The 25,937-nt window shown below is 61.6% G+C and carries 25 protein-coding genes; 16 read left to right on the top strand and 9 right to left on the bottom strand.

Going from position 1 to position 25,937, the window contains the following annotated elements; translation table 11 throughout:
* Window positions 1-14: 14 nt before the first annotated feature.
* Window positions 15-1,985: a type IV pili methyl-accepting chemotaxis transducer N-terminal domain-containing protein gene (locus tag AWB69_RS21820; protein ID WP_062088616.1), complete on the top strand. Its 1,971-nt coding sequence runs from the start codon at window positions 15-17 to the stop codon at window positions 1,983-1,985.
* Window positions 1,982-2,662: a response regulator gene (locus tag AWB69_RS21815; protein WP_062088615.1), complete on the top strand. Its 681-nt coding sequence runs from the start codon at window positions 1,982-1,984 to the stop codon at window positions 2,660-2,662. The genes AWB69_RS21820 and AWB69_RS21815 overlap by 4 nt, the downstream gene beginning before the upstream one ends.
* Before the next feature lie 26 nt (window positions 2,663-2,688).
* Here the strand turns inward: AWB69_RS21815 and glgA are convergent, their stop codons facing one another.
* The 3 genes from glgA to AWB69_RS21800 are packed head-to-tail and all read right to left on the bottom strand — an operon-like array spanning window position 2,689 to window position 5,792.
* On the bottom strand, window positions 2,689-4,164 hold the full coding sequence (glgA, locus tag AWB69_RS21810) for a glycogen synthase GlgA (RefSeq protein ID WP_062088614.1): 1,476 nt from the start codon (window positions 4,162-4,164) through the stop codon (window positions 2,689-2,691).
* Between the two features lie 34 nt (window positions 4,165-4,198).
* Window positions 4,199-5,482, bottom strand: coding sequence for a glucose-1-phosphate adenylyltransferase (gene glgC, locus AWB69_RS21805; RefSeq protein ID WP_062088611.1), 1,284 nt, complete (start codon window positions 5,480-5,482; stop codon window positions 4,199-4,201).
* A gap of 55 nt (window positions 5,483-5,537) precedes the next feature.
* Complete coding sequence (locus tag AWB69_RS21800) at window positions 5,538-5,792, bottom strand: hypothetical protein (protein WP_062088607.1); 255 nt, start codon at window positions 5,790-5,792, stop codon at window positions 5,538-5,540.
* A gap of 151 nt (window positions 5,793-5,943) precedes the next feature.
* Between AWB69_RS21800 and pdxY the strand changes: the two genes are divergently transcribed.
* The 3 genes from pdxY to AWB69_RS21785 all read left to right on the top strand — a co-directional run bounded on the left by pdxY (window position 5,944) and on the right by AWB69_RS21785 (window position 9,329).
* Window positions 5,944-6,807 (top strand): pyridoxal kinase PdxY, encoded by an 864-nt coding sequence (pdxY, locus tag AWB69_RS21795; RefSeq protein WP_062088604.1) that lies wholly within the window; start codon window positions 5,944-5,946, stop codon window positions 6,805-6,807.
* A gap of 151 nt (window positions 6,808-6,958) precedes the next feature.
* Entirely contained in the window at window positions 6,959-7,759 is an 801-nt protein-coding gene (locus tag AWB69_RS21790; protein WP_062088600.1) for an SDR family oxidoreductase, read from the top strand.
* 133 nt (window positions 7,760-7,892) lie between these two features.
* Window positions 7,893-9,329 carry a dihydrolipoyl dehydrogenase gene (locus AWB69_RS21785; RefSeq protein ID WP_062088598.1) on the top strand — a complete coding sequence of 479 codons (1,437 nt, stop codon included), beginning with the start codon at window positions 7,893-7,895 and terminating at the stop codon, window positions 9,327-9,329.
* 113 nt (window positions 9,330-9,442) lie between these two features.
* Here AWB69_RS21785 and AWB69_RS21780 read toward each other — a convergent pair whose 3' ends face one another.
* The 3 genes from AWB69_RS21780 to AWB69_RS21770 form a co-directional block, all read right to left on the bottom strand.
* Entirely contained in the window at window positions 9,443-9,790 is a 348-nt protein-coding gene (locus AWB69_RS21780; protein ID WP_062088595.1) for a hypothetical protein, read from the bottom strand.
* A gap of 286 nt (window positions 9,791-10,076) precedes the next feature.
* Window positions 10,077-10,967, bottom strand: coding sequence for a 3-hydroxyisobutyrate dehydrogenase (mmsB, locus tag AWB69_RS21775; RefSeq protein ID WP_062088592.1), 891 nt, complete (start codon window positions 10,965-10,967; stop codon window positions 10,077-10,079).
* Between the two features lie 48 nt (window positions 10,968-11,015).
* Window positions 11,016-12,560, bottom strand: a complete 1,545-nt coding sequence (locus AWB69_RS21770) for a CoA-acylating methylmalonate-semialdehyde dehydrogenase (protein WP_062088589.1) — start codon at window positions 12,558-12,560, stop codon at window positions 11,016-11,018.
* 230 nt (window positions 12,561-12,790) lie between these two features.
* On the opposite strand from AWB69_RS21770, the gene AWB69_RS21765 reads away from it, so the two are divergent.
* From AWB69_RS21765 to infA, 7 genes are all read left to right on the top strand, one after another.
* The gene (locus AWB69_RS21765; protein ID WP_062088586.1) at window positions 12,791-13,753 is read left to right on the top strand and encodes a LysR family transcriptional regulator; all 963 of its coding nucleotides are present in this window, start codon (window positions 12,791-12,793) and stop codon (window positions 13,751-13,753) included.
* 218 nt (window positions 13,754-13,971) lie between these two features.
* Window positions 13,972-14,958: a M23 family metallopeptidase gene (locus AWB69_RS21760; RefSeq protein WP_062088583.1), complete on the top strand. Its 987-nt coding sequence runs from the start codon at window positions 13,972-13,974 to the stop codon at window positions 14,956-14,958.
* Entirely contained in the window at window positions 14,945-15,322 is a 378-nt protein-coding gene (locus AWB69_RS21755) for a hypothetical protein (protein ID WP_062088581.1), read from the top strand. The genes AWB69_RS21760 and AWB69_RS21755 overlap by 14 nt, the downstream gene beginning before the upstream one ends.
* A gap of 88 nt (window positions 15,323-15,410) precedes the next feature.
* A complete protein-coding gene (locus tag AWB69_RS21750; protein WP_062088578.1) occupies window positions 15,411-15,857 on the top strand; it encodes a bactofilin family protein in 447 nt (148 codons plus the stop codon).
* A 183-nt stretch (window positions 15,858-16,040) separates the two neighbouring features.
* Entirely contained in the window at window positions 16,041-17,018 is a 978-nt protein-coding gene (gene corA, locus AWB69_RS21745; protein ID WP_062088575.1) for a magnesium/cobalt transporter CorA, read from the top strand.
* 593 nt (window positions 17,019-17,611) lie between these two features.
* Window positions 17,612-17,905, top strand: coding sequence for a hypothetical protein (locus AWB69_RS21740; protein WP_197500291.1), 294 nt, complete (start codon window positions 17,612-17,614; stop codon window positions 17,903-17,905).
* A 91-nt stretch (window positions 17,906-17,996) separates the two neighbouring features.
* Window positions 17,997-18,266 (top strand): translation initiation factor IF-1, encoded by a 270-nt coding sequence (infA, locus tag AWB69_RS21735; RefSeq protein ID WP_050382773.1) that lies wholly within the window; start codon window positions 17,997-17,999, stop codon window positions 18,264-18,266.
* Window positions 18,267-18,458: 192 nt separating this feature from the next.
* On the opposite strand, the gene AWB69_RS21730 is transcribed toward infA, so the two are convergent.
* The 3 genes from AWB69_RS21730 to zwf are packed head-to-tail and all read right to left on the bottom strand — an operon-like array spanning window position 18,459 to window position 21,767.
* Entirely contained in the window at window positions 18,459-19,340 is an 882-nt protein-coding gene (locus AWB69_RS21730; protein ID WP_062088569.1) for a Cof-type HAD-IIB family hydrolase, read from the bottom strand.
* Complete coding sequence (locus AWB69_RS21725) at window positions 19,337-20,203, bottom strand: ROK family protein (protein WP_082913510.1); 867 nt, start codon at window positions 20,201-20,203, stop codon at window positions 19,337-19,339. The genes AWB69_RS21730 and AWB69_RS21725 overlap by 4 nt, the downstream gene beginning before the upstream one ends.
* Before the next feature lie 10 nt (window positions 20,204-20,213).
* The gene (gene zwf, locus AWB69_RS21720) at window positions 20,214-21,767 is read right to left on the bottom strand and encodes a glucose-6-phosphate dehydrogenase (protein ID WP_062088566.1); all 1,554 of its coding nucleotides are present in this window, start codon (window positions 21,765-21,767) and stop codon (window positions 20,214-20,216) included.
* Between the two features lie 273 nt (window positions 21,768-22,040).
* On the opposite strand from zwf, the gene AWB69_RS21710 reads away from it, so the two are divergent.
* The 4 genes from AWB69_RS21710 to AWB69_RS21695 all read left to right on the top strand — a co-directional run bounded on the left by AWB69_RS21710 (window position 22,041) and on the right by AWB69_RS21695 (window position 25,439).
* Window positions 22,041-22,889 carry an arylamine N-acetyltransferase family protein gene (locus AWB69_RS21710; protein ID WP_062088560.1) on the top strand — a complete coding sequence of 283 codons (849 nt, stop codon included), beginning with the start codon at window positions 22,041-22,043 and terminating at the stop codon, window positions 22,887-22,889.
* 9 nt (window positions 22,890-22,898) lie between these two features.
* Entirely contained in the window at window positions 22,899-24,602 is a 1,704-nt protein-coding gene (locus tag AWB69_RS21705; protein WP_062088557.1) for a peptidoglycan D,D-transpeptidase FtsI family protein, read from the top strand.
* 153 nt (window positions 24,603-24,755) lie between these two features.
* On the top strand, window positions 24,756-25,088 hold the full coding sequence (locus AWB69_RS21700) for a hypothetical protein (protein ID WP_062088554.1): 333 nt from the start codon (window positions 24,756-24,758) through the stop codon (window positions 25,086-25,088).
* A 72-nt stretch (window positions 25,089-25,160) separates the two neighbouring features.
* A complete protein-coding gene (locus tag AWB69_RS21695) occupies window positions 25,161-25,439 on the top strand; it encodes a hypothetical protein (protein WP_062088551.1) in 279 nt (92 codons plus the stop codon).
* The last annotated feature ends 498 nt before the right edge of the window (window positions 25,440-25,937 follow it).

The raw sequence follows: 25,937 nt of genomic DNA, 5'->3' as shown, positions 1-25,937 counted from the left end.
AAGCACGCAGTTCCATGTCCGATCTCCCGCTTCATCCGGCCTCGTCTGGTGCCCTGCGCGCGGCCGCGCTCACTACACCGTTCCGTTATCGGCTATCCACGCGCATTGTGACGTTGTCCGGCGTTGCGCTGGCATTGGTCCTTTCCATGATCGCGGGCACGCTCTGGCTCTCGTGGCAGCTCGAAGGCGCGGGCGCGGCGATCAACGACGCCGGCAGCCTGCGTATGCGGGCCGGCAACGTCGCCATCCAGCTCAACGAAGCACGGGCCGGCCGCAAAGCCGACGTGAGTTCGCAAAGCACCCTGCTCGATCTCACACTGGACCATCTGAAAAGCGGTGACCCCGCTCGCCCATTATTCCTTCCTACCACGCCGGCGATCCACGCTCAACTGGATGCCGTATCGCAAGCCTGGCACGGCTCGTTGAAACAGGCGATCACGCACGACTCGTCAAGCTCAACCGATACCCCCTCGCTTTATCTCGCCCGGCTGCCCGCATTCGTTGCGGAAGCCGATGCGCTGGTCCGCATGATCGAACGCGAAAACGCGCGCAAGACAGCTTGGCTGCGACGCTGGCAAATGGCCCTTGCGGCGCTGGCGTGCGTAGGCACGATCGCGATCGTGTACCTGCTGTACGCGTGGTTCGTGATGCCTGTACGACGTTTGGAGCGTGGCCTGTCCCGTATCGAACAGCGCGAATTCAGCGCGCGTTTGCCGGTCGAGTCGCGCGACGAGTTCGGTCATCTCGCACACGGCTTCAACCGGATGGCGAGCGAACTTCAGAGCTTGTACGGGGACCTGGCGCTGCGCGTGACCAACAAAACCGCACAACTTGCCACACGCAACGGCGAGCTGGTCGCACTCTACGAAATGACCGCATTCCTGCATGGCGCGTTTGACGTCGAAGTGCTGTGCCGCGGTTTTCTTGCACGCGTCATGCGTCAGTTCAACGCCGACGCAGGCACCGTCCGCGTCCTCGCCCAAGACGGGGACAACCTGCATGTAGTCGTGTCCGAAGGTTTGCCCGAACCGCTGCTGAGCGCGGAGCGCTGCATGCCGGCAAGCACCTGCGTATGCGGCGAGGCCGCCACCAGCGGCCTCGCGGTCGTGCGCGACTTGCGCACACCGCAAGCGCTCGACACGGGTCCTGCGACCCGTTGCGGCAAAGCGGGTTTCAACGCCGTCGCGGCCTTCGGCATCGTCTCGCATGACATAACGCTGGGTTCGTTCTCTCTGCACTTTCGCAACAGCCACGCGGTGCTGCCATCGGAAACGCGCTTGCTCGACACCCTCGGCAAGCATCTGGGCACGGCCTTGCAGAATCATCGTCTTGCCACGGCCGCCCGTCAGCTTGCGGTCGCGCAGGAGCGTCATCTGGTCGCGCAGGGACTGCATGACAGCATCGCGCAGAGCCTGAATTTCCTGAAGCTGCAACTGCATTTACTCGATGACGCGGCGAGCCGCGACGACATGAACGAAGTGCGCGAAATCGCGCCGTTGTTACGCGGAGGTCTTGAGGAAAGTTATGAGGACGTGCGTGAACTGCTCGTCAATTTCCGCACGAAGTTCGCTACAGGCAATCTTCGCGACGCCGTGGACGAGACGGTAACGCGCTTCGAACGGCAAACGGAGGCGCTGGTCAGGCTCGACTACGACGAAGCGGGCGGGCTGCCCCTGCCGCCCGATCAACAACTGCAGGTGCTGTTCATTCTTCAGGAAGCGTTGTCGAACGTTCGCAAGCATGCGTCCGCTACGCAGGTCCATATCGCGATCAGGAACGCCCTCGATTTCAACCTGACCATAGAAGATGACGGCGACGGTTATGATCCCGTCGATATCGCGAGCCGCGGCGACGCCCATATAGGTTTTCACATCATGCGTGAACGCGCGGCCAGGCTCGGCGCGCAATTGCGGCTGGACAGCGAACCGGGTAACGGCGCGCGCGTTCACCTTCTGCTGCCCGGCAGCGAACGGCAGGCAGCATGACTATCCGCATTCTCCTGATCGACGACCACACGCTGTTCCGCTCCGGCGTGCGCGCGTTATTGCAACGGCAACCCGACTTCGAAGTCGTGGACGACGCCGCCGACGGCCTTGAAGGGTTCAAGCGCGCCAAGCAGCATCGCCCGGACGTGGTCCTGCTCGACCTGAACATGCCGGGGTTATCGGGTATCGAAACCTTGCAGTTGTTGCAGCAGGATTTGCCGGACACCGCGGTGATCATGCTGACCGTGTCGGAAGACGTGGATGAACTGACCTGCGCATTGCGTGAAGGCGCGTGCGGCTATCTGTTGAAAAACATGGAAGCCGACGCACTCGCCACCATGATCCGCCGCGCCGCCGAGGGCGAATCAGTGATTGCGGAGAGCATGACGCAGCGGCTGATCACGCAGATGAGAACGCCGGTGCGGGCAGAAGCAATGGCAGAAGCAACACCGGCAGCGGCGCCATCCGGACCACGCGACGCGCCTGCGTTGACGTCTCGGGAACACGATATTGTGCGGATCCTGTCGCGCGGCGCGAGCAACAAGGACATTGCGCGTGAACTCGATCTGGCCGAAAGCACGGTGAAAATCCACGTGCGCAACGTGCTTCGCAAGCTCAACCTGTCCAGCCGCGTGCAGATCGCGATCCACGCAATCTCCCGGGACCTGAACGATTGATCGTGATTGATCGCGACTAACACCGGCTAGCGCGCACGCGTCCCGATCAACTCGCGATACACATCGATGTATCGCAACGCGGACGCTTCCCAGCCGAAATTCTGCTCCATCGCGCGGCGCACCACAGCCTTCCATTCCAGCCGCCGCTGCTTTAATGCAAACGCGCGACGAATGGCGGCCACAATCGACTGCCTATCGAATTTCTCGAATACAAACCCGGTCGCCAGATCATCGGCGAGGTTTTCCAGCGACGCATCCGCCACCGTGTCAGCCAGACCACCCACGAAATGAACCAGCGGCAGCGACCCATACGCCAACGCGTACAACTGCGTCAGGCCGCACGGCTCGAAGCGCGACGGGACCATCACGATGTCGCTGCCCGCAATAATTGAATGAGAGAGCGTTTCGTCGAATCCAAGCTCCACGGCAACCGCTTGCGGATGCGCCAGCGCCGCTTTCTTCAGGCCGTTTTCAAGCGCCGGGTCCCCGGTGCCCAGCACGACGAGCTGCCCGCCGCGCTGGACGATATCCGGAATGACCGACAGCAACAGGTCAATGCCTTTCTGCTCGGTCAACCGGCTCACCACGCCGAACAGCAACGCATCCGGCTCGCGCGCGAGGCCGACCCGTTCCTGCAACGCGGCTTTGCACTTCGCCTTGCCGGTGAACTTTTCGATCGAGTATCGGGTGTCGATGGCGGTATCGGTCGCCGGATTCCACACCGTCTGATCAACGCCATTGAGAATGCCGCTGATGTCGTGCGTGCGGGTGCGCAGCAAACCATCGAGCCCTGCGCCCTGCGCATGCGTCTGGATCTCGCGCGCATACGTCGGGCTCACGGTCGTGATGCGGTCCGCGTAGAACAGCCCGGCCTTCAGGAAGGACAGATGACCGTAGAACTCGACGCCGTTGACAGAGAAAAAATCCGCCGGCAGCTGAAGCACGCTGAATTCCCCGGCGGGAAACACGCCCTGGTACGCGAGGTTATGGACCGTCATGACCGACGGCACGCGCGCCACGCCCGTCTCACGCTCGCGCGCCCGCAGATACGCCGGCGCGAGGCCGGCATGCCAGTCGTGCGCGTGCAGGACATCGGGTTTCCAGGCCGGATCGGCGCCGCCCGCAAGCCGCGCCGCCGCCCAGCCGAGCAGCGCAAAACGCCGGTCGCTGTCGGCATACTGGGTGTGTGACCCATCGAGATACGGATTGCCCGGCCGGTCGTAGAACGCATCTGCGCGCACCACGTAGACCACGATTCCGTGCGGCTCCAGCAGGCCCCGTTCGAGCCGCACATGATCTATGCCAAACGCCCTGCCAAGGTCGGCCACCGGCTCGATCTGCGTCAGGCCCGCGACCACCGAAGGAAACGCCGGCAGGATCACGCGGGCATTCGTGCCCAGTTGCGTCTGGGCCGGCGGCAATGCGCCCACGACATCGGCGAGGCCGCCGGTTTTCAAAAGCGGATACATCTCCGCTGCAACATGCAGCACGCATACGGTCATCGGTTCCCCATTGGCTTGTTTCCGGTCGCCCGAATTATGACTGCTTGGCTTGTCCGAGACGTGTCAACGCATCCTGTGTCACGAGTACCACACCATTTTCAGTGCGGAAAAACCGCTCGGCATCGTAATCGGGATCTTCTCCTATGACCAGTCCCTCGGGCAGCGTGCAACCCCGGTCGATCACCACGCGCTTCAGGCGGCAACTTGGGCCCACCGTGACCTGCGGCAACAGCACGGCCTCGTTGATGTGACAGAACGAATGCACCCGCACCGCCGATGAAAACACCGACCGCGCGACTTGCGAGCCCGAAATCACGCAGCCGCCGCACACCAGCAGATTGTTGATCGCGCCCTGCTGCCCGTGCAGGTCGCGCACGAACTTGCCCGGCGGCAACTGCTCCTGATTGGTCCAGATCGGCCATTTGCGGTCGTACAGGTCGAGCGCGGGAATGGTCGATGCGAGATCCAGGTTCGCCGACCAGTACGCGTCCACGGTCCCCACGTCGCGCCAGTAAGGCGGCGCGTTCGGATCCGTTTCGGAGGTCACGCACGACATGCCGAACGGGTGCGCGATCGCCTTGCCGCTCGTCACCACGCGCGGCAGGATGTCCTTGCCGAAGTCGTGATCCGTATCCGACGTCAGGATGTTTTCTTCAAGCAGCTTGTACAGGTACTTCGCGCTGAACACATAAATGCCCATGCTCGCGAGCGCGACGTCGGGTTTGCCCGGCATGCAGGGAGGGTCTTCCGGCTTTTCCAGGAAGTCCGTAATGCGGCGCTGCGCGTCGACGTGCATCACGCCGAACGCGGTCGCTTCCATGCGTGGCACTTCAATACAGCCGACCGTGCAATCCGCGCCGCTCTCGACGTGGTCGAGAATCATGCGCGTGTAGTCCTGCTTGTAGATGTGGTCTCCCGCCAGCACGATGATGTACTCGGGCCCGATCGACCGGATGATGTCGAGATTCTGGAAGACCGCGTCCGCGGTGCCCCTGTACCAGCTTGAATCAACCCGCTGCTGGGCCGGCCAGATATCGATGAACTCGTTGAACTCGCCGCGCAGGAACCCCCAGCCGCGCTGCAGGTGGCGCAAGAGCGAATGCGCCTTGTATTGCGTGACGACCGCGATGCGCCGGATGCCTGAATTCAGGCAATTCGACAACGCGAAGTCCACGATGCGGTACTTGCCGCCAAAATGCACTGCTGGTTTGACGCGTTTATTCGTGAGCGGTCCGAGTCGGGTACCCCGGCCGCCCGCAAGGACGATTGCCAGCGTGTTCTTCTGCAGATCCGTACGATTTCCTGTCAGCGTCTCCATACCGACCTCCTGTTTTGCGGCCTGTCTCTGGCCCGTTTCTAGCTGGTTTCAGCTGTTATACCGGTGCTTGCTGGCGAATGACTCGAATTGGATTGGGTGGTTTTTCTCCAGAGGATTTGAACGGCAAATAATTGAGCGCGTCAGGATGATTTTGCTGCAAAGGTGAATAGTTCGCACCTGCTTTTCGGAAATTGACGCGCGGTCCCGTCAAAATCGCTTTGCAATCCGATGGAATTTCGCTGCGGATTGCTTCGAAGCCGGTTCGCATTCGCGGCCATTGCAAAAAGCCATAAAGCTGAGCAATCCTCATGCCAAGCGAATCTCGCGCTCATTGGCGTTCCACGAGCAGGTTCTTTCGATAAAGGCGAAAACCACGGCACAATGATGTCCGGCATGCCGAACATGCATGCGGTTTTCGTGCGCGGCCCTGGCCGCTGTCCTGCACCTCGCTAAAAACCATCATGCAAAATGTCCTCAGTATCCAGTCGCACGTGGTCTTCGGCCACGCAGGCAACAGCGCGGCGGTCTTCCCCATGCGCCGCATGGGCGTCAACGTCTGGCCGCTCAACACTGTGCAGTTCTCGAATCACACGCAATATGGCCGCTGGACCGGCGGTGCTGTCGACGCCGACGAACTGACGCGCGTGATCGAGGGGATCGGCGCTATCGGCGTGCTGTCGCGCTGCAACGCGATCCTGTCGGGTTACCTCGGCTCGCCCGAGCAAGGCGCAGCGGTCGTGGAAATTGTCAGGATGGTGAAAGCCGTCAACCCGAAAGCGCGCTATTTCTGCGACCCCGTCATGGGCGCCGCGAGCGGTTGCATCGTCGAACCCGGCATCCAGGAATTTCTGGTGAATACCATGCCGGAAGTCTCCGACGCCATGACGCCGAATCACGTCGAATTGCAGAAACTCACGGGGCGCACCATCGAGACGGTGGACGAAGCAGTCGCCGCCTGCCGCGAGGTGATCGCCCGCGGTCCGAAAGTGGTGCTCGTCAAGCACCTGATCGACAGAAACAGCCGTGCCGATACCTTCAACATGCTCGCCGTGACCGAGACCGAAGCGTGGTTCGCACAGCGGCCGCTCTACCCGTTCGCGCGGCAACCAGTGGGCGTAGGCGACCTGACGAGCGCCATATTTCTCGCGCGCACGCTGCTGGGCGACTCGGTGCGTGACGCGCTGGAGCACACGCTGGCCGCAGTGAACGCAGTGGTCCGGACCACGTTCCAGGCCGGGCGGTATGAGCTTGAGATCGTCGCCTCGCAGGACGAGATCGCCTACCCGACGGAACGTTTCCCCGCGCTTGGCGTGGATTCCGAGTAGGACGGCCGTCCGGGACTGCTGCATCATTCCCGGACGGGACCGGCACTTGCTCAGGTTCCCCACGGTTCCGGCCCAGGTCTGCCCGGCAGGCGCTGCGCTCGCTTTGACAAGCCGCGCGTACGGCGCGCTTCGCATCCAACCAGGGAACGTTATGAATCCAGCACTCGAAGGCCAGGTCGCGCTCGTCACCGGCGGCAGTTCGGGCATTGGCTACGGCGTGGCGCAAGCGCTCGCCAATGCCGGCGCCAGTGTCGCGATCAACTACCACTCCCACGGCGAGGCCGCTGAAGCGCTCGCCGCATCGATAGAAAAAGCCGGCGGCCACGCTATCGCGATCCAGGCCGACGTCTCCGACGAAACCGAGATCGACGCCCTGTTCGACACGCTGATCAAGCGTTTCGGCACGGTGGATATCGTTGTCGCGAATTCCGGCTTGCAAAAGGACGCGAAGTTCGTCGACATGACGCTCGCCGACTGGAACGCCGTGATGAACGTGAACCTGACGGGCCAGTTCCTCACCGCGCAGCGCGCCGTCCGTGAATTTCTCCGGCGCGGCCCGCGTCCTGTGTCCAGGGCGCTCGGCAAGATCATCTGCATGAGTTCGGTGCATGAAGTCATTCCGTGGGCGGGGCATGTCAACTATGCGTCATCGAAAGGCGGTATCCAGATGATGATGAAATCGCTCGCCCAGGAAGTCGCACCCCACAGGATTCGAGTCAATTCAATCGCGCCGGGCGCGATTCGCACGCCGATCAACAAGGCCGCGTGGGACAACCCCGAGGGATTGAAGGCGCTGCTTGAACTCGTGCCCTACGGCCGGATTGGCGAGAGCGAGGATATTGGCCGGGCGGCGGTCTGGCTGGCCTCCGACGACAGCGACTATGTGGTTGGCACAACCTTGTTCGTCGACGGCGGCATGACCCTGTATCCGGGCTTTGCGGACAATGGCTAGCCACGGCGAACGGGCCCGGCAGCGCTGATCAGCACCGCGTTCCAGCTTGATCGGAGCCCGACCGGAGCCTGGACGGAGCGCATCCGCGGTGGTCGCGGAAACAGGTTCGATCACATCTGACCCAAGGGTATCGATGAAGCAGATCAAGGTGGACGTCGCCGTCATTGGCGCAGGGACGGCCGGCATGGCCGCGTATCGTGCGGCACGGCACGCGGGCAAGCAGGTCGTGCTGATAGAAGGCGCCGAGTTCGGCACGACCTGCGCACGCGTGGGCTGCATGCCGTCCAAGCTGCTGCTTGCGGCGGCCAATGGCCTGCACGACGCAAAGGCGCAGGCGCCGCGGGGCATTGAAGGCACGCATGCGCTCGAGGCCAACAGTGAGCATATGCTCGCTTATGTCCGCAGCGAGCGCGATCATTTCGTCAAAGGCGTGCTGAAGGAGACGGATTCGTTTCCGCAGGACACGATCATCCGCGGCTTTGCGCGCTTCGAATCGCGTAACGTTCTTCTCATCGATGACTTCGCACGCGTGGAAGCCACAAGCGTAGTGATCGCGTCGGGTTCGGCATCCATCATTCCAGATGACTTCAAGATATTCGAAGACCGTCTCATGACAAGCGACGATGTCTTCGACCTGAAGACCCTGCCCAGGCGCTGCGCCGTTTTCGGCGCCGGCCCGATCGCTCTCGAACTCGGCCAGGCATTCGCGCGACTCGGGGTCGATGTATTCATGTTCGGCCGGAAGAACCACGTTGGCGCGTTGTCGGACACCCCTGTGCGTGACGCATTGATTGAAGCGCTGCAGCAGGAGTTTTACCTCGACCCCGACGCGGCCATCCTCGAAAAATCAATGCAGGACGGCGAACCCACGATCCGCTTCAGGTCGCTGGATGGAACCGAGCGCACCGAGCGCTTCGACCGGGTGCTCATTGCGGCCGGCAGGAAACCGGCACTGGCGTCGCTGCAGCTTGAAAAGACCGGCATAGCGCTCAACGACAACGGCGTTCCCCTCTTCGACGAATCTTCCATGCAGTGTGGCGACAGCAGCATCTTCATCGCGGGCGATTGCGACGGCACGCGTCCCTTTCTTTCCGATGCCGCCGACGAAGGCAAGCTTGCCGGCGACAACGCCGCGCGTTTTCCCGAGGTCCAGTCCGTCAAACGCAAGGTGCCGTTTTCCATCGTGTTCTGCGAGCCGCAAGTCACGAGCGTAGGCGCGGCCTACGACGACCTCGACAAGCAGATGACAGTGACCGGAAGCGTGTCGTTCGAAACGCAAGGGCGCAGTCGCGTGCTACGGCAAAACCGGGGTTTGCTGCATGTCTATGCCCACGCCAGGACCGGCAAGTTTCTGGGCGCCCAGGGATGCGGGCCGGCCCTTGAACATCTCGGCCACCTGATGGCTTGGGCGCTGCAACTGGACCTTTCCGTGGAAGACATGCTGAAGCTGCCGTTCTATCACCCCGTGATCGAGGAAGGATTGCGCACGGCGCTGAAGGAAGCGAACAGGAAATGTTTTGAAGCACGCGCGCAGACAGCACCCGAATTACCCAACGCCGCAGGTTGTTAGCCCGTTAGCCGCGCCCGGAACAACCATAGAAAAAGCCCGCTCTGGCAAAAGTGCTGGAACGGGCTTTTTATTGCTGCGAGAACCTGAATAACGCTACCGCTTACGGCGCGTGCTTACATTGCATATTGGAGCGCAAGGTCGAATCCCAGCACGACCACCGAGCAGAACACGCCAAGCAGCAAGTTAGCCGCACGATGTGCAACGTCATGGTGTTTCGTCAACATGGCTGCAGCCATGAATGCGATTTCGACCACAATCTGCATCGCGAACACAGCCAGCATCAACGCGAATTCATACCCCATCGAACTGAAGTCCGAGAAGTTGAAACCACGCACAGCCACCCATGAACCTACGCGCCATAACTCATACGCCAGCAGCACCAACGGGAACAGGTAGCTGAACACGTAGGTCGGCAGCGTTGCGTGCCGCAATTCCATGTGAAAGTGACGAGTTGTTTGCATCTGGCTCTCCTTGATCCTGGCTATTTGCCGCCAGCATTTCGCTGGCCTTAATTAACCTGATAAACCTGTTAAGCACCTCAAAGCGGCTTCGCTGACTTCATCATTTACTTACTAATACAGACGAAGACATGAACGTCGTGCTTTGAGAATAGGCCAAAATCAGAAGAAGCGAATCATCGTATTCCCCATGTCCTTGATTAGCATGGCAGAGCGATCGCCATGCTGCAATGCAGCTTAATAGCCCACATAAAACGCATTGCAGCAATTCAGGATTATCGGATTTTAGTCAGGCCTCCTCGCTACCGTACAGCTTGATAATCGCGGAGAAGTCCAACCCGCCCAAGCCCTGCATGCTCATGGTCTGGTAAAGCTGCTGCGCGAGCGCCCCAAGCAAAATGGGTTGCTTGACTTGACGCGCTGCATCAACAGCCAGCCCCAGGTCCTTCAACATGAGATCGGCGCCGAACCCCCCGGTATACCCGCGTGACGAGGGCGCATTCGGTAAAACGTTCGGGTAGGGATTACACGTATCAGCGCTCCAGCAACGTCCCGTCGATGTATTGATGATCCCCGCGAGCTTGTTCGGTTCGATTCCGAGCGACGCGCCGAGTTTCATGGCTTCCGCCACGCCGATCATCGAAATGCCGAGCAGCAGGTTGTTGCAGATCTTCGCGATCTGACCGGTCCCCGTTTCGCCGCACTGAACCATGTTCTTGCCCATGCCGGCGAGCACGGGTTTGAGCGTATCGAACAATGCGGTGTCTGCGCCGACCATGAACGTGAGCGTGCCCGCCTGCGCGCCGCCCGTGCCACCGGAGACGGGGGCATCGGCGAATGGATTGCCCTGCTTCAACGCGGCTTCACCGATCAGGCGCGCGGTCGCCGGATCGATCGTACTGCTGTCGATCAGCGGCACGTCCGCACGAACCCCGGCGAGTACGCCATCCGGCTCCAGATACACCGCCCTGACGTGCGCGGCGGCAGGCAGCATGGTGATCACCACCTCGCTCTCTCGCGCCGCCTCACGCGGCGAAGCGGCGGTCCGCGCACCCGCGTCGACCGCCGCCTGCAACGCCGTCTTCGATAAATCAAAAACCGTCAGCGAATGCCCTGCTTTCAGCAGATTGGCGGCCATGGGTCCGCCCATGTTGCCCAGTCCGATAAAGCCGATTTCCATTGCATTTCCCCTTTTTATTTCGCCGAGCTATTTCACCCGGCAACCGGCTTAGCGCAGCGAAATAGTCGTGTTGACGCCGTCGTTGACGGTAGCGTCGTCGAACCAGCGCGACGTGACAGTTTTGGTTTGCGTATAGAACTGCACGACCTGTTTGCCGTACGGGCCGAGATCGCCCAGTTTCGAACCGCGCGAGCCGGTAAAGCTGAAGTACGGCACCGGCACGGGGATGGGAATGTTGATCCCCACCTGGCCCACATCGATCTCGCTCTGGAACTTGCGCGCCGCCGCGCCGCTTTGCGTAAATAGGCCAACGCCGTTGCCCATCGGATTGCGGTTGACCAGTGCGATGGCATCGTCAAGCGTTGCGGCTTCCAGCACGCAGATCACCGGACCGAAGATCTCCTGCCTGTAGATGGTCATGTCGGTGGTGACGCCTGAGAATACCGTCGGGCCGATGAAATTGCCCTTCTCATACCCCGTCACCTTCACATCGCGACCATCCAGCGACAGCGTTGCGCCTTCCTTCACACCTGTTTCGATCAGACCGAGGATGCGTTCCTTGGCTGCCCGCGAAACAACCGGGCCAACGTCGGTATTCGCTTCCGTGCCGCCGTTCACGGACAAGCCGCGGGCCCGCTCGACCAGCTCCGGCAACCAGTCCTTCGACGCCCCCACGAACACCACCACTGAAGTCGCCATGCAACGTTGCCCCGCCGCGCCAAAACCCGCTCCGGCGAGCGCATTCAGCGTCTGCTCGCGGTTTGCATCGGGCAGCACGACCGCGTGATTCTTCGCGCCCATCATGGCCTGCACGCGTTTGCCGTGCTGGCTGCCGAGGTTGTACACGTGCGTGCCCACATGCGTCGACCCGACGAACGAAATCGCCTTGATGTCGGGGTGCGTACAGATGGCGTCGACCACCTCCTTGCCGCCGTGCACCACGTTCAGCACGCCCGCCGGAATGCCGGCCTCCAGCGCCAGTTCGACCAGTTCCATGGTGGACAACGGATCCTGCTCCGACGGCTTCAGTACGAACGTATTGCCGCAGACAATCGCCATGGGGAACATCCATAGCGGGATCATCGCGGGGAAATTGAACGGCGTGATGCCGGCGCACACGCCTATCGGCTGGCGCAGCGTGTAGGTGTCCACGCCGCCCGCGACGTTCTCCGAGAATTCGCCCTGCTGCAGCGTGCCGATCGAACACGCGTGTTCGATCACTTCAAGGCCGCGGAAAATATCGCCTTCGGCGTCGGGCAGCGTCTTGCCCTGCTCGGCCGTCAGCGTCTGCGCGATCCGCTTCATGTTCTGGCGCACCAGGTCCTGGAACCGGAGCATCAGGCGCATACGCGTGCCGAGCGGCGTCAGACGCCACGTCTGGAACGCTTTTGCGGCCGCCGACACGGCGGCATCGACTTCCTGTTTTGTCGCAAACGGCACCCGGCCCACCACCTCCTGGGTCGCGGGGTTGACGATGTCGCGCCACTCCTGCGTCGTCGATTCCACAAACTTGCCGTCGATCAGCAATTTGGCCGTGCGCACACCGGCGTTGGATTGTTCGGCGAGCGCCGGACGGTCAGCAGCAGTATTCATGAGAGAGGCTCCTTGAAAACGAGAACGTTCCTGGCCGGAACGCAATGAGAGAGACGCGGACGCGCGCGGATGCCGCACAGGTCGCCATGGGGAAATGTCGTCTCCGGAATATTTGATTGTTGTCGGCCCGGTCATTACGCAAAGGTACGAAGCGCGTGCAAAGCGAGTCCACAAGGTTCAGTATAGTTATGCAAATCTCCACGAAGTATCGATACAAATACCCATCCAATATGCAAAAAAGCACGGTTCCTGGCGTCAACAACCTGAACTGGGACGATCTCCGGTACTTCCTGGAAGTCGCGCGAACCCAGCGTGCAAGCGGTGCGGCGAAGCGCCTGGGGGTCGACTACACGACCGTCGCCCGTCGCGTGCGGGCGCTGGAAGACGCGCTGGGCACCCTGCTCTTCGATAAATCCCGCAGCGGCGGTTTCATCCTGACCGCCGAAGGGCAGCGCCTGCTGGCGTACGTCGACGCGATGGAAACCACGGTGCAGTCGGCGACCGAGCGCATTGCGAACTCCGGTCACGCGCTGTCCGGACACGTGCGGGTAGGCTCGACCGAAGGTTTCGGCTGCTTCTTTCTTGCGCCGCAACTCGCGCGGTTCCAGGATGCGCACAGGCAGATTTCCATCGACCTGCTGCCGGTGCCGCACTTCGTCAGCTTGTCCAAGCGCGAGGCTGACATAGCCGTCACGCTGGAGCGCCCGGAGCACGGCCAGACCGTCTACACCAAACTCTGCGACTACCGCTTGCGCCTCTACGCCACGCGCGACTATCTCGATCAACACGAACCGGTGCGCAAGGTGGAAGACCTCGCGACGCATCGCTTTGCGAGTTATATCGACGACCTCGCTTTCAGCTACGAACTGCTGTATCTCGAACGCGCGGTTCCGGGCGCTGTGTCGCACTGGCGCAGCACCAGCGTGATCGCGCAATATCACGCCGCGCTGCAAGGTCGCTCGCTCGCGATCCTGCCGTGTTTCATGGCCGCACAGGACCCGCGTCTCGTGGCCGTCCTCGCGGATGAGATCGTCGTCACGCGCGCGTTTTACCTGTCCTGCCGCGAAGATTTGCGCAAATTGAAACGCATCACGGCAGTGTGGGACTTCGTGCGCACAGTGGCTGAAATCAATCGTCCGCTGCTGATGGGCGAGGCGGGCGAGATGCTATGGAGTGAAACGGTGAAGCCGTGAATTTCGCGTTTATTCAGCTCCACTTATATATGAGATACGCATTCGCGTAACAGGTGCATAATCGTCCGCCCAATAAGGCTTTCCGCCGTAGCCCTGCTGCGGCGTTTTCACATGGACGTGACCTTTATCCATCTCATTAACAGCACTCGCAGACAGGCCGGTAATCCATCGCCCGCGCGTCTTCTTTTGCCCGCGCGTTTGCCGCGCCCGGTGCACTGATGGCGTTCGTCATCTGGTCCCGCCGGAACGTGTCGCATCAGCGCGTGCGTTTCGTCGAAGCGCGCACTGTCCGCACCATGGTGATCGTTGCCGTCATTGCGATGATCCTGGCCGCGCTCGCGCTCGGCATTGCCATTGGCGCGGCAATGGGCAACACCCACGCGGCCGAAGAGAAATCGCAAACGGAGCGGCGCTCCTATGAAATCGATGAACTCGGCAAGATCAGCGCAACCCTCACGCATATTGAACCGCGTGTGGTCGAACTCGTGGAGCAAGTGAACGAACTTCAGGACTTCGAAGCACAATTGAAGGCGGCGCGGCGCGCGGCCGACCGGCCGGATATTCACGTGGTTCCGCCGCTTCCCGAGAACGACGACGAATCGCCGCTCGACAGCAGTGCGTCGAGGGGGCCGTCCATGCCGCCCCGGCTCTGCGACGCCCAGCGGGCAGCGCTGACCGGTACCGCGCCGCAGCGCCTGAAACACACGCAAAGCGCGCTGGATTGTCTCGATGCAACCATCGGCGCGCTCGATGACGCCGTGCTCGCGCACTACGCGTCATACATGGCGTTTCCGGGCCGCCAGCCCGCACCCGGCGCGCGCTTCGGCTCGCCGTTCGGCAACCGCATCGACCCGTTCACGGGGCACCTGAACTTTCATCCGGGCGTCGACCTGGTCGCCCCCACCGGCACGGCCATCTTCGCAAGCGCAGGCGGCCGCGTGGTGCAAGCGGGACCGCACGGCGGTTACGGCAACTCCCTCGAGATCCAGCACAGCAGCGGCGTGATCACCCGCTACGGGCACACATCGAAGCTATTCGTGAAGGTCGGCGATCTTGTCATGCCCGGCCAGAAGGTTGCCGAAATCGGCTCGACCGGACGCTCGACCGGACCGCACTTGCACTTCGAGGTGATCATCGACGGGACGCAGGTCAATCCCACGCCTTATCTCGCGCTCTTCAAGCTGAAATCCAATGCCGCAAGCTGATCGAAACAGGCCGACGCACAAACTCACCCGCCGCACCTATTCCCTGACCTCGCGGCGCGGCCCGACCTGGCCCATGCTGCTGCTCGGCACGATCGCCGCAGCGTGCGCCGCGGCGGCGCTGGCCGCTGCCGGCTTCGCGCTCGTCACGTCGCGCGACAACAGCAAGAAGGCCGACGCGCTGTGCGCACCGCCCATGTCTGAACGCGAGATTCGCGAGCAACTTTCGAAGGCGCGCATTGCGCTCGACCACGAGGTGGCGACACGGCTCGTCATGGAGCAGCAAGCATCCGAAAGTCTGGCGGAGATCCACAGGATGCGGACCGACCTGACCTTCCTCAAGCGTCAACACGATAAGTCTAACTAACCCTATCCAACTGACCGTTCCCGGAACCTGCGTGCGCAGGTTCCATTACCGGCACTACTTTGCAATTCATACCAGAAGGGGTCTTCCCATGTTCAAGAAAAAATCTCCTGGCGTCAGTCAGGCCAAGCTGGCAACGCTGATCGCACACGACGTGCAGATAGCCGGCAACCTCGAGTTCAGCGACGGCCTGCGCATGGACGGCCACGTGAAGGGTAACGTGACTGGCCGCCCGGGCGAACAGACGCTGCTGGTCGTGAGCGACCAGGGCTCGATCACCGGCAACGTCAACGCCTATGACATCGTGATCAACGGGACCATCACCGGCGACGTCACGGTGGAACATTTTGTCGAACTGCAATCGAATGCGCATGTGAACGGCAACATCTATTACCAGCAATTGCGCATGGACGTGGGTGCGTCCGTGGAAGGGAAACTCACCAAACGCGACAACACCCTGGCGCCACAAGCGGCACAGACGGCACAAGCGCGCCTCACCTCCGATCTGACCTCGGACTACTCGCACAGCGAGACATGACCTGCGCGGCGACTGCATGACAGGACGACGCACGACGGCTACGCGCAGTAGGCACCTGACAAATCCGCTAACATTCACAGCATTCCGGCCATGCCTCCCTGATGCGCTGCCCAGCCTGGCGAAAAGCGTTCGCGAAAGGCAGCATGCGCCGGCTCCATCATCGTGCGAGAGGGGCAAGAATCCATGCTGGTCAATTGCGCGGCCTACCAGAAAGGCCGCAAGCTCGCCGACGTCGCCATCGACGACATTTCCGCGTACCGGGACGTTCCCGACTGCTTCATCTGGGTCGCGCTGAAAGACCCCGGCCCGGGCGAACTCGCGCATATGTCGCATCAGTTCGGGCTGCACGAACTCGCCGTGGAGGACGCGCAGAACGGGCACCAGCGTCCGAAGATCGACGAGTACGCGGACTCGCTGTTTTGCGTGCTCCACACCGTGGAACTCGATACCGACAACGAACTGGTGGTCGGCGAGATCAACGTGTTCGTGGGCAGAAACTATGTGCTGTCCGTACGCAACCGGACGAGCCAGGGATTCCAGGACGTACGTTTGCGCTGCGAGCGCGAGCCGCATTTGCTGGAAAACGGTCCGGCATTCGTGATGTACGCGCTGATCGACAACGTGGTGGACCGTTATTTCCCAATTCTGGAGACGCTGGGCGCGGAACTCGACGAGCTCGAGGAACGCATTTTCACGCGCAACGGATCGGCGGCGTCGCGGGTAATCATTGAAGACCTGTATTCCCTGAAGCGCCGGCTCGTGCTGCTGCAGCATCACACCGCGCCGCTGCTGGAAGCGGTCAGCAAGCTGTACGGCGGCCGCGCGCCGGGAATTTGTACCGGCATGCAGGACTATTTCCGCGATGTGTACGACCACCTGCTTCGGATCGTGAAAACGATCGAAGGGCGCCGCGAAATGATCGTCACCGCCATCCAGGTCAACCTGGGCCTGATTTCGCTGGCGGAAAGCGAGGTGACCAAGCGGCTGGGCTCGTTTGCGGCGCTGTTCGCCGTGCCCACCATGATCGCCGGGATCTACGGCATGAACTTCCACCGCATCCCGGAACTCGACTGGGTCTATGGCTATCCGGCGGTTATCTGCGTGATGCTCGCGGTGGACATTTGCCTTTACTGGCGGTTCCGCAAGGCTGGATGGCTATGATGGTTATAATGGAGGCTTCGGTGCCGCGGGAAGGCGGTTGGATGACGGAAAACGGCTCGACGGAAACCCCGGTTACCGTTGACGGGCACGTCAGCATTGCAGCATCGAGAGGCGGGGCCTCCGGCGACAGCAGAACTTTTTTCTGATTTGCTGTCTAATATTACATAGTGCGCTTCTGGCGCAGCGTGTTCGCCACGGCAACAGCGATCCACCCAACATTTCAGCGCAACGCCCTGGCTGAATGTCATCGCCCCGGCAGTGTGGGCTCCGCAACCGGTCGCGGCCCTGCATTCGTCTTCAAAGTTTAAATAGCAGCGACGTCGACGGTTGCTTGTTCCCAGGCGTTATACCGCGCATGGTTGCATGGGTAATACGTGAGCAGCGCACGTGTTACCTCGACGTTCTTCAACACCTACAGCCCGGCGAGCGGCTGCGCCCTGTGTGCGCCGCGCGCCATTTTTTGCTCGTAATCGCCTGTCGACCGCACGTGCCAAGGGGCGCTGAACGGTCGGCGGTGCGGTTTTCAAGGCATCGACCGCATCATGTCGACGCCCGGGCGGGCGCAATTCAGGAATTCAGGAAACATGAAAGAACTGGTCAAGCCGCTTAAGACGTACAAGGGTTACGAAATTCATCCGCTGATCTACCCTCGCGGCGCCCGGGACGGCGGTGCGGCAGTCCGTGCAGCGGACACCGGTTACGAAGCGTCGGTGCGCATCCGCCGCGCGCCGCCGGCAGGCGAGGAAGCAACGGGCGAAAGCCGCGTGTTCCGCATCGAGCAGGCCGGATCGTTCGAAAACGGTGGACAGGCTCGCCGGGCGTGCTTGTTGCATGCGGAAAAGCTGATCGACGGCCAGATCGACGGCCAGACTGTTGCGGATCTGTGACTAGGCGCGACTGTTAGGCGTTAAAAGGCATCGCGAGGTCGGGCCGGTCTCGCATACAATCGCAACGAATAGATGATTTAAGGAGCTTTATATGGCGAAAGAAGAGTTACTCGAGCTGGACGGCATTGTTGACGAAGTGCTTCCCGACAGCCGCTACCGCGTGACGCTGGACAACGGCGTAGTCGTGGGTGCGTATGCATCGGGCCGCATGCGCAAGAACCACATCCGGATTCTCGCGGGCGACCGTGTGACGCTGGAACTGTCGGTGTATGACCTGACGAAAGGCCGGATCAACTTCCGGCACAAGGACGAACGCGCGACCGGCGGCGGTGGCCCGCGTCCGCAAATGCGTCGCCGCTAAGCAGGAAGCTGTCGTGACGCGCTGTTAAAGCGAGTCCTGCACAGTCCTGCTTACCGGAATCGAGAGCAAAGCTTCGTCGGCGCCGCCGCTGGATGCTGCCAGTCAGCATCGCATGGCGCCGATGCCGCTCTCTCACGCGTCCCGACTCATGTGTCCCGCTCATGCGTCTTCACGCGTGCCCATCCACAAACATCATTTTCCCTTCCGGGCCGCCAGCAATCCGTTGAGGCCAGTGGCAAAACCGTCTTTGTCGTTCGTAGCCGACACAAACGTCGCGTGCGATTGAACCTCTGCTGACGCCTGCCCCATCACGATCGATACACCCGCCACATCAAACATGGCGACGTCGTTGCCCATGTCGCCCAGCACCGCTACATTTTCCAGCGCAACGCCCGCCAGCCGCGCCAGTTCGCGCACGCCCTCGCCTTTGTTCGCGAGCGGATGGGTGATGTCGAGATAATAGGTTTGTGAGCGCATCGCCATGGCGCGGCCCTTGAGCGTGTCCTGGAACTCGGCTTCCTTGCGCTGAAGCAGCGCAGCGTCTTTCGTCGACGCCACGATCTTTTCAACCGAGTCCAGGTCGATATCCTCGAAACGCTTGACCACCACCGCGTCGTATCCCACTGTCCGGCGCTCGAGCGGCACATAGTCGCCGCCGGGATTCGTGATGTACCACTGGTCGTCGATAAACACCCATGCGTCGATCCCGTCGCGCTCCAGGCTTTCCAGCGCCGTTTGCGCGGCTGCCCGCGGCAGCCAATGGGCGTTCAGGGTTTTCCAGCCGTCGGGATCCACCAGTTTGCCGCCGTTGAACGCGGCAAACGGCGCCTTGATCCCGAGCGTCTCCACGATCGAATGCATGCCCTTGCCCGGCCGGCTGCTCGCCACCGTGAAGCGCACCCCCGCGGCGGTGAGATTGCGCACCGCCTCCTGCGCAGGCTCACCGAGCGATTTGTCCGTGTAGAGCAAGGTGCCGTCGCAATCGGAGATCACGAGTTCGACCTTCGCCAGCGCGGCCAGCGCCTGGTCCGGGTCGCCATGGCCGGGACCGAGTGTCAAACCGATGGAAGTCATTCAAACGCTCCAGGCGGCAATTGCCGCGTCTCGCGCACTGAACGCGGGTGCCAGAGCCGCGCGCCGCCTTCAATGCCCGCCTCGTTCGAGACTACCTTCACGTTATCCGGCAACTCGAAATTCAGATTGGCTGCATTGCCGCCGCCAATCCACAAACGGTCGTAGTTCACCAGCGAACTCAGGATGCCGATGATCTTCTCCACCCGGCGATTCCAGCGTTTGTTGCCCGCCTTGTCACGCGCCGCATTGCCGAGATATTCATCGTACGTCTTGTTTTTATTCACCGGATGATGCGCCAGCTCGAGATGCGGCATGAGTTCGCCATCGCGGAAAAGTGCGGTGCCGGCGCCCGTGCCAAGCGTCAGCACGAACTCGATGCCTTTCCCTTCGATAGCGGCAAGCCCCTGCATCTCGGCGTCGTTGATGATGCGCACCGGCAGGTTCCCCAGGTGCTCCGCCAGCATCTGGGCGAGCGGCACGTTGCGCCAGAATTCGTTGCCGAGGTTCGGCGCGGTCAGCACGTGGTTGTCCCGCACTACGCCCGGAAAGCCAATCGAGATCTGCGTGGCCGGCAGCGGTGTCGACAGCGGCTGAACCAGTTCCACCAGCTTCTGCACCAACACGTCCGGCGGACACGGATGCGGCGTGGCCACTTTTAGCCGCTCGGTTTCCATCTTCCCGTGCGCATCGATAATCGCGGCCTTCAGGCCTGTGCCGCCCACATCAATGGCCAGAATCCGTTCTTTCCCGCGCGAGCGCGAGGCTGTCTTGACCGCGGCTGCCTTACCCGCAACCGCCTTTTTCACCGCTGTCTTACCTGCCGCGGTCTTTTTCACTGCTGCCTTGCGTGCTGCTGTCCCCATACGGTTCTCCTCAGTTCTTGTCGTCGTGATCGGGTTTTTGCGTGTGCTCGTCTGCCAGCGGGCGCCAGGCGCGGCCGTCCGCCTTCAGCAGATCGTCAGCTTCTTTCGGTCCCGCGCTGCCCGCCGTGTAGCCATGTACCGGCAACGGGCCGCCTTCGGGATGCAACACGGCGTCAACAGCCGCCCAGCTGGTTTCAATACTATCGGCACGCTGGAACAGCGTTTCGTCGCCGAGCATGCAGTCGTACAGCAGTGTTTCATAACCCACGTTCGGCTTCTCGTCGAAAAAGTCGCCGTACTTGAACGACGACTTGACGGCCCCGACCTGCATCACAGGCCCGGGCACCTTCACGTTGAAATCGAAGGTCGTGCCGTGTTCCGGGTCAATGCGCAAGGTCAGCACGTTCGGCACGAGGGTGTCCACGGGAGTGTCACGGAAGAGCAGGAACGGCACCGCCTTCAGTTGCACCGATATCTCCGTGCGCCGCGCCGTCATCCGCTTGCCGGTTCGCAGATAAAACGGCACGCCGGCCCAGCGCCAGTTCTCGACGAACACGCGCGCCGCCGCGTATGTCTCGGTCTGGCTATCCGGCGCGACATCCGCTTCCTCCCGATACCCCGCCATGGCCGCGGATTTTTCGTACTGCCCGAGCACGACGTCGTTGGGTTTCAGCGGCTGGATCGCGTCGAAAATTTCCGCCTTCTTGTCGCGCACGGCTTCTGCATCGAATGAATTCGGCGGTTCCATGGCGACCATGCCAAGCAACTGGAACAGGTGGTTCGGCACCATGTCGCGGAACGCGCCCGTCTGCTCGTAAAACCCGCCACGCGCTTCCACACCAATGGTTTCCGCCGCCGTGATCTGCACGTGATCAATGTATTCGCGCCGAAAAATAGGCTCGAACAACGCGTTCGCGAAGCGCACCGCGAGGATGCTCTGCACCGTGTCCTTGCCAAGAAAATGATCTATACGATAAATCTGGTTCTCGTCGGCGAACTTGAGGATGCTCTCGTTGAGATCCTTCGCCGACGCATAGTCGTGCCCGAACGGCTTTTCGATCACCACGCGACGGAAACCCTGGTCGCTTTCCTTCAGCAATGCCGCTCGGCCAAGCCGCTCGACAATCGGCTTGAAGAAGCGCGAACTGACGGCGAGATAAAAAATGACATTTCCGTTGTCACCCAACGTCTGCTTCAGCTTGTTAAATACGTCGTCGGTTTCGAATTCGCCGGCCACGTATTGCAGGCGGTCCGCGACCCAGCTCCACGCTTTGTCGTCGAAATGCGACGTGTGGAAGGCACCAGCCTTGTCTGCGGCGAATTTTTTCAGCGAGTCGGTCAGCTGGTCACGCCAGGCGCTCGTCTCGAGCTCCCCGTGATTCACGCCGATGATCTTCATCGTGTCGTCGAGCAGGCGATCCGACGACAGGTTGTATAGCGCCGGCATCAGCAGCCGTTTGGTCAGGTCCCCGGCTGCACCGAAGATCACAAGGGTGCACGGCGGGGCGGGATGCTTGCCCGCGGGCGGCGGGGACGAAGTTGCGGTAGCGAGTGAGGTCGACATAGGGTTCTTTAAAAGAAGAGTTGAACGCACTGCCTATTAAAGACCATGTTGGGCGCGTCACAGTTCAAAATCCCGCCCAAACGGCCTGTTTCCTGGCCTGTTTCCTGGCCTGTTTCCTGGCCTGTTTCCTGGCCTGCTTCTGCCTTTCCGACGTGTGCGGACCGATGCGCAGCGTATGCAATATGTAATCGGCAAGTGGGCGGTGCCGTAGAATGTCGGCACCTCGCGGCGGCTCGCCCGGCCTCGTTTCCATTATCCGTGCAGGAGTTCCACATGAATCAGATACTCTCCCCGGCGCAACTCGCCGCCTATTTCGACCGCATCGGCTATATCGCGCCTGATCGCAAGTCTCAGCAGGCTACATCAGAGACGCTGCACGCGCTGCACAGGCTGCATCCGCAAGCGATCCCGTTCGAAAATCTCGACTCGCTGCTCGGGCGCACGCCAAGCCTGGGCCTCGCGTCCGTATTCGCGAAGCTCGTGAGCGCCCGGCGCGGCGGGTATTGCTACGAACACAACCTGCTGTTTCGCGCCGTGCTCGACACGCTCGGCTTCGAGACCACGGGCCTCGCCGCCCGCGTGCTGTGGAACGATCCGGCCGCCATGGCGCCACGCACCCACATGATGTTGCTGGTCGAAACGCCCGACGACACCTGGCTTGCGGACGTCGGCTTCGGCAGCATGACGCTCAGCGCCCCGCTGCTGTTCGACGCAGGCCGCGAACAGGCGACGCCACACGAGCCGTTTCGTCTCGACCTTATCGAGCGCGGCGATTTCATGCTGCAAGTAAAACTCGGCGATACCTGGAGGCCAATCTACCGTTTCGACCTCGAACCGCAATTTCCCTCCGACTACGCCATCGCGAACCACTATGTATCGACGTATCCCGAGTCGATTTTCGTGAACCACCTGGTCGTCGCGCGGGTTGTGCCGGGTGAGCGGCAGACCTTGTACGACATGACCCTGACCCAGCGTGGCAAGACGGAATCCAGGCGCGAACTGGCGAACCCGGCGGAACTGCGCAGCGTGTTGCAAGACGTGTTTGGGCTCACCTTGGCCGGCAACGAGGCCGATGCCTTGCTCGAGCGTATCGCGCGGTTGTCCACGTCCACCACGTCCTGAATCGTCCCGATGCGTAAAACCGCCAAGCGAGCCCATGAATCTTATCGGACGCCCGTGAAAAACGCCGTGCTCGAAAGCCGGCTGCCACGGTGGCGCTCCACGCTGGTCGTGCTGCTGATGTTCAGCGCCTTCGCAGCGCTCGCCGCGCGTGCGCTGTGGGTGCAGGTCGTGAACCAGGACTTTTATATTAGCGAGGGGCAAAAGCGCTATCAACGCACGCTGGAGCTCAGCGCAACACGCGGGCGCATTGTCGACCGCAACGGCGCAATGCTGGCCGTAAGTCTTGCGACCTATGCGATCTGGGCAACGCCATCGCGCTTTGATCGCGAGACCTTGCCAGCAATCGCTCGCCTGATCGACATGCCCGAAAAGGAGCTCGCGCGCCGCCTCGACGGTGCGCGCTCGTTCGTGCTGCTGAAACGGCAGGTCGATGCCGATACGGCCACCCGTATCGCGGAAACCGGCCTGGCGGGCGTGACCCTGATAGCCGACACCAAACGCTTCTATCCCGAAGGGGAATCAGCGGCACACATCGTCGGTTTCACGGACAACGAGGACAAGGGCCAGGAAGGCATCGAACTCGCGGCAAACGACCGGCTGACGGGCGAACACGGTCAACGCGAAGTGATCCGCGACCGGCTGGGGCGGGTGGTGTCCGAGATCGGCGAAGTGGAGTTGCCGGAGAATGGCGAGACCATTCATCTGACCATCGATCGCCGGATCCAGCAGCTCGCGCACACGCAACTGGCGGCGGCGATCACGAAGCACCGCGCGCGTGCTGGCAGCGTGGTCGTGCTCGACGCGAAGAACGGCGAGATCCTCGCGCTCGCGAACTATCCCACCTTCGACCCGAACGATCGCGTGCGGCTGACCGGCGAACAGTTGCGCAACCGCGCGCTGACCGACACCTTCGAGCCGGGCTCGACGATCAAGCCGCTGGTGGCGGCGCTCGCTATCGATCTCGGCTACGTACGGCCGGACACGCGCATTGATACATCGCCGGGGACGTTCAAACTCGGGCCGAACGTGATTCACGATACGTCGAACCACGGCGTCATTACGGTCTCAGAAGCCGTGCAGATGTCGAGCAATATCGCGTTGACGAAGCTCTCGCTCAAGCTTCGCCCGCAAACGGTGTGGGACAAGTATCGCGAATACGGCATTGGCCAGGCGCCGGACCTGACGTTTCCGGGCGCCGCGACCGGGCGCTTGCGGGCGTACGAACGCTGGCGGCCGATTGAACAGGCGACCATGGCGTACGGCTATGGGTTGTCGTTGTCGCTGTTGCAGATTGCACAGGTTTATACGGCTTACGCGGGAAACGGTGAATTCCGGCAGTCCACCCTGATTCGCGGCCAGGCCACGCCGGAACCGGTGCAAGTCACGAAACCCGCGACGGCGGCGGCTGTGCGCGACATGCTCGAACTCGCGATGGGACCCCGTGGCACGGGACGTGCGGCAGCGGTGGATGGGTATCGCGTGGGCGGGAAGACCGGCACCGCGCGCAAGCAGGTCGGACGCACGTACGCGGCGAACAAGTATCGCGCGTCGTTCGTCGGCATGGCGCCGATGAGCGACCCGCAAGTCATAGTCGCCGTCATGATCGATGAACCGTCGGCCGGCTCCTACTATGGCGGCACCGTCGCCGGGCCGGTGTTTTCGGGCGTGGTCGGCGGCACCATGCAGCTTCTCGGCGTGCCGCCGGATGCGTGATCTGCGTCAGCGCCCACGGCGTTTCGTCCTTCGCGTCGTCGTCCCCGGTCAGGGTCGGCGCGGACGGAAAACGTAAGGCCGCTGTGCTGTAATGTGGGATTGCGCTAGTCGAACACTGCGTCGAAAAGCCGGTCGCAAACCTTTAAGGACACCATGAAAAAGATTGTCGGCGCGCTCGCGCTTCCGTTGTTTTTATTGCAAGCCTGTGCTCAATTCCATAACGTCGACGCCGGTCAGCCGGAAGTCGAAACGGCGCCTAACGCGTCGGTGGCGAGCATCGTGCAGTGCCTGACGGACGAAGCGAAAAAACATGACGCCACGTTCAAGCAAACACCGATTCCCCAGGGCACGATGCTCGAATTCGGGGACTCCAACGTGATCAAGGTTCGCTTCGATAACGGCGAAACATCGTACCGGTTTTATCCGGGCGAACGGCATCTGTCGAACCTGTGGCTCGAAGGCGCGAGCAAGAAATGCGCGCCATGAGGGGGCTTCACAAGGTGTTCCATGACACCTGTTTCCTGACACCTTCGCGCGTGCTTTTTTACCGGGCTGATCGTGCGCTCGACTAAAGCCATCAACGCGGTAGAGCGTCTCAAGACGCGCTCCGGCAATCCGCACTATGCAGCCGTGAGCCTGAGCGGCGGCTTGTTTTATCTCGTCGACCGGGCGGCAAGCGGTGAACAGAAGCTGTCCCCGCCGCAGACCATGGACGATTTCGTGGCCTTCGTGAACGGACTCAAGCCCGAGAAACCGCGACGCGTAAGCAAGCTCGACCTGGCCATGGACGAACAGATCAAACGCAGCGGCAAGCTGAAGACGCCCACAGACGAGTGACCTGCTTTTAATCGCGTCGCTTGATGTCTTGCGCGTGGTGCATGTCCCTGCGTTGTTGAAACCAGCATTGTTGGAAGCGACCTTCCCGGAAGCTGCTTTCTCGCCAACTGCCCCGTCTCAAGCATCGTTCCGCCGGACATTAGCGTTGTTCGGCGCGCTTACTTCGTATCCCAGCACACAGAAAACGTTTGCATCGCCCGATTAGCCGGGCACCCGGCGCCTTCAATGTGCGATTTCAGACGGTGCGTGTGTCCCGCCCTTGCGACTATGCATCAACGGTCGAATCAAACCGGGGACGCCGGACGCATACATAAACGCGCGGGCGATGGGGAATAGCCAGATGCAGCAATGGACGCAGCAGTCATCGACAGAATCGACATGCGTTCAGAAGCTTGCCGGCAAGAATGGGGGCGCAGATGAAAGCCAAAAGATGTCCGACGTCAGAAGGTCCACGAACGTCGACACAGGCCGACGCAGAGCTTCAACACATCGAACGGG

It is taken from the genome of Caballeronia udeis (assembly GCF_001544555.2).
Taxonomy (GTDB): Bacteria; Pseudomonadota; Gammaproteobacteria; order Burkholderiales; family Burkholderiaceae; genus Caballeronia; species Caballeronia udeis.
This window is presented reverse-complemented; position numbering and strand designations above follow the sequence as displayed.

What these genes read in the sequence shown, in the direction of transcription:
- AWB69_RS21770 (WP_062088589.1), bottom strand. Translation starts at nt 12,560, where the DNA reads ATGAATACTGCTGCTGACCGTCCGGCGCTCGCCGAACAATCCAACGCC.
- corA (WP_062088575.1), top strand. Translation starts at nt 16,041, where the DNA reads ATGCTGGTCAATTGCGCGGCCTACCAGAAAGGCCGCAAGCTCGCCGAC.
- AWB69_RS21755 (WP_062088581.1), top strand. Translation starts at nt 14,945, where the DNA reads ATGCCGCAAGCTGATCGAAACAGGCCGACGCACAAACTCACCCGCCGC.
- glgC (WP_062088611.1), bottom strand. Translation starts at nt 5,482, where the DNA reads ATGGAGACGCTGACAGGAAATCGTACGGATCTGCAGAAGAACACGCTG.
- AWB69_RS21780 (WP_062088595.1), bottom strand. Translation starts at nt 9,790, where the DNA reads ATGCAAACAACTCGTCACTTTCACATGGAATTGCGGCACGCAACGCTG.
- AWB69_RS21750 (WP_062088578.1), top strand. Translation starts at nt 15,411, where the DNA reads ATGTTCAAGAAAAAATCTCCTGGCGTCAGTCAGGCCAAGCTGGCAACG.
- AWB69_RS21760 (WP_062088583.1), top strand. Translation starts at nt 13,972, where the DNA reads ATGGCGTTCGTCATCTGGTCCCGCCGGAACGTGTCGCATCAGCGCGTG.
- AWB69_RS21820 (WP_062088616.1), top strand. Translation starts at nt 15, where the DNA reads ATGTCCGATCTCCCGCTTCATCCGGCCTCGTCTGGTGCCCTGCGCGCG.
- mmsB (WP_062088592.1), bottom strand. Translation starts at nt 10,967, where the DNA reads ATGGAAATCGGCTTTATCGGACTGGGCAACATGGGCGGACCCATGGCC.
- AWB69_RS21815 (WP_062088615.1), top strand. Translation starts at nt 1,982, where the DNA reads ATGACTATCCGCATTCTCCTGATCGACGACCACACGCTGTTCCGCTCC.
- AWB69_RS21765 (WP_062088586.1), top strand. Translation starts at nt 12,791, where the DNA reads ATGCAAAAAAGCACGGTTCCTGGCGTCAACAACCTGAACTGGGACGAT.
- pdxY (WP_062088604.1), top strand. Translation starts at nt 5,944, where the DNA reads ATGCAAAATGTCCTCAGTATCCAGTCGCACGTGGTCTTCGGCCACGCA.
- AWB69_RS21800 (WP_062088607.1), bottom strand. Translation starts at nt 5,792, where the DNA reads ATGAGGATTGCTCAGCTTTATGGCTTTTTGCAATGGCCGCGAATGCGA.
- glgA (WP_062088614.1), bottom strand. Translation starts at nt 4,164, where the DNA reads ATGACCGTATGCGTGCTGCATGTTGCAGCGGAGATGTATCCGCTTTTG.
- AWB69_RS21785 (WP_062088598.1), top strand. Translation starts at nt 7,893, where the DNA reads ATGAAGCAGATCAAGGTGGACGTCGCCGTCATTGGCGCAGGGACGGCC.
- AWB69_RS21790 (WP_062088600.1), top strand. Translation starts at nt 6,959, where the DNA reads ATGAATCCAGCACTCGAAGGCCAGGTCGCGCTCGTCACCGGCGGCAGT.
- AWB69_RS21730 (WP_062088569.1), bottom strand. Translation starts at nt 19,340, where the DNA reads ATGACTTCCATCGGTTTGACACTCGGTCCCGGCCATGGCGACCCGGAC.
- zwf (WP_062088566.1), bottom strand. Translation starts at nt 21,767, where the DNA reads ATGTCGACCTCACTCGCTACCGCAACTTCGTCCCCGCCGCCCGCGGGC.
- infA (WP_050382773.1), top strand. Translation starts at nt 17,997, where the DNA reads ATGGCGAAAGAAGAGTTACTCGAGCTGGACGGCATTGTTGACGAAGTG.
- AWB69_RS21700 (WP_062088554.1), top strand. Translation starts at nt 24,756, where the DNA reads ATGAAAAAGATTGTCGGCGCGCTCGCGCTTCCGTTGTTTTTATTGCAA.
- AWB69_RS21725 (WP_082913510.1), bottom strand. Translation starts at nt 20,203, where the DNA reads ATGGGGACAGCAGCACGCAAGGCAGCAGTGAAAAAGACCGCGGCAGGT.
- AWB69_RS21705 (WP_062088557.1), top strand. Translation starts at nt 22,899, where the DNA reads ATGCGTAAAACCGCCAAGCGAGCCCATGAATCTTATCGGACGCCCGTG.
- AWB69_RS21710 (WP_062088560.1), top strand. Translation starts at nt 22,041, where the DNA reads ATGAATCAGATACTCTCCCCGGCGCAACTCGCCGCCTATTTCGACCGC.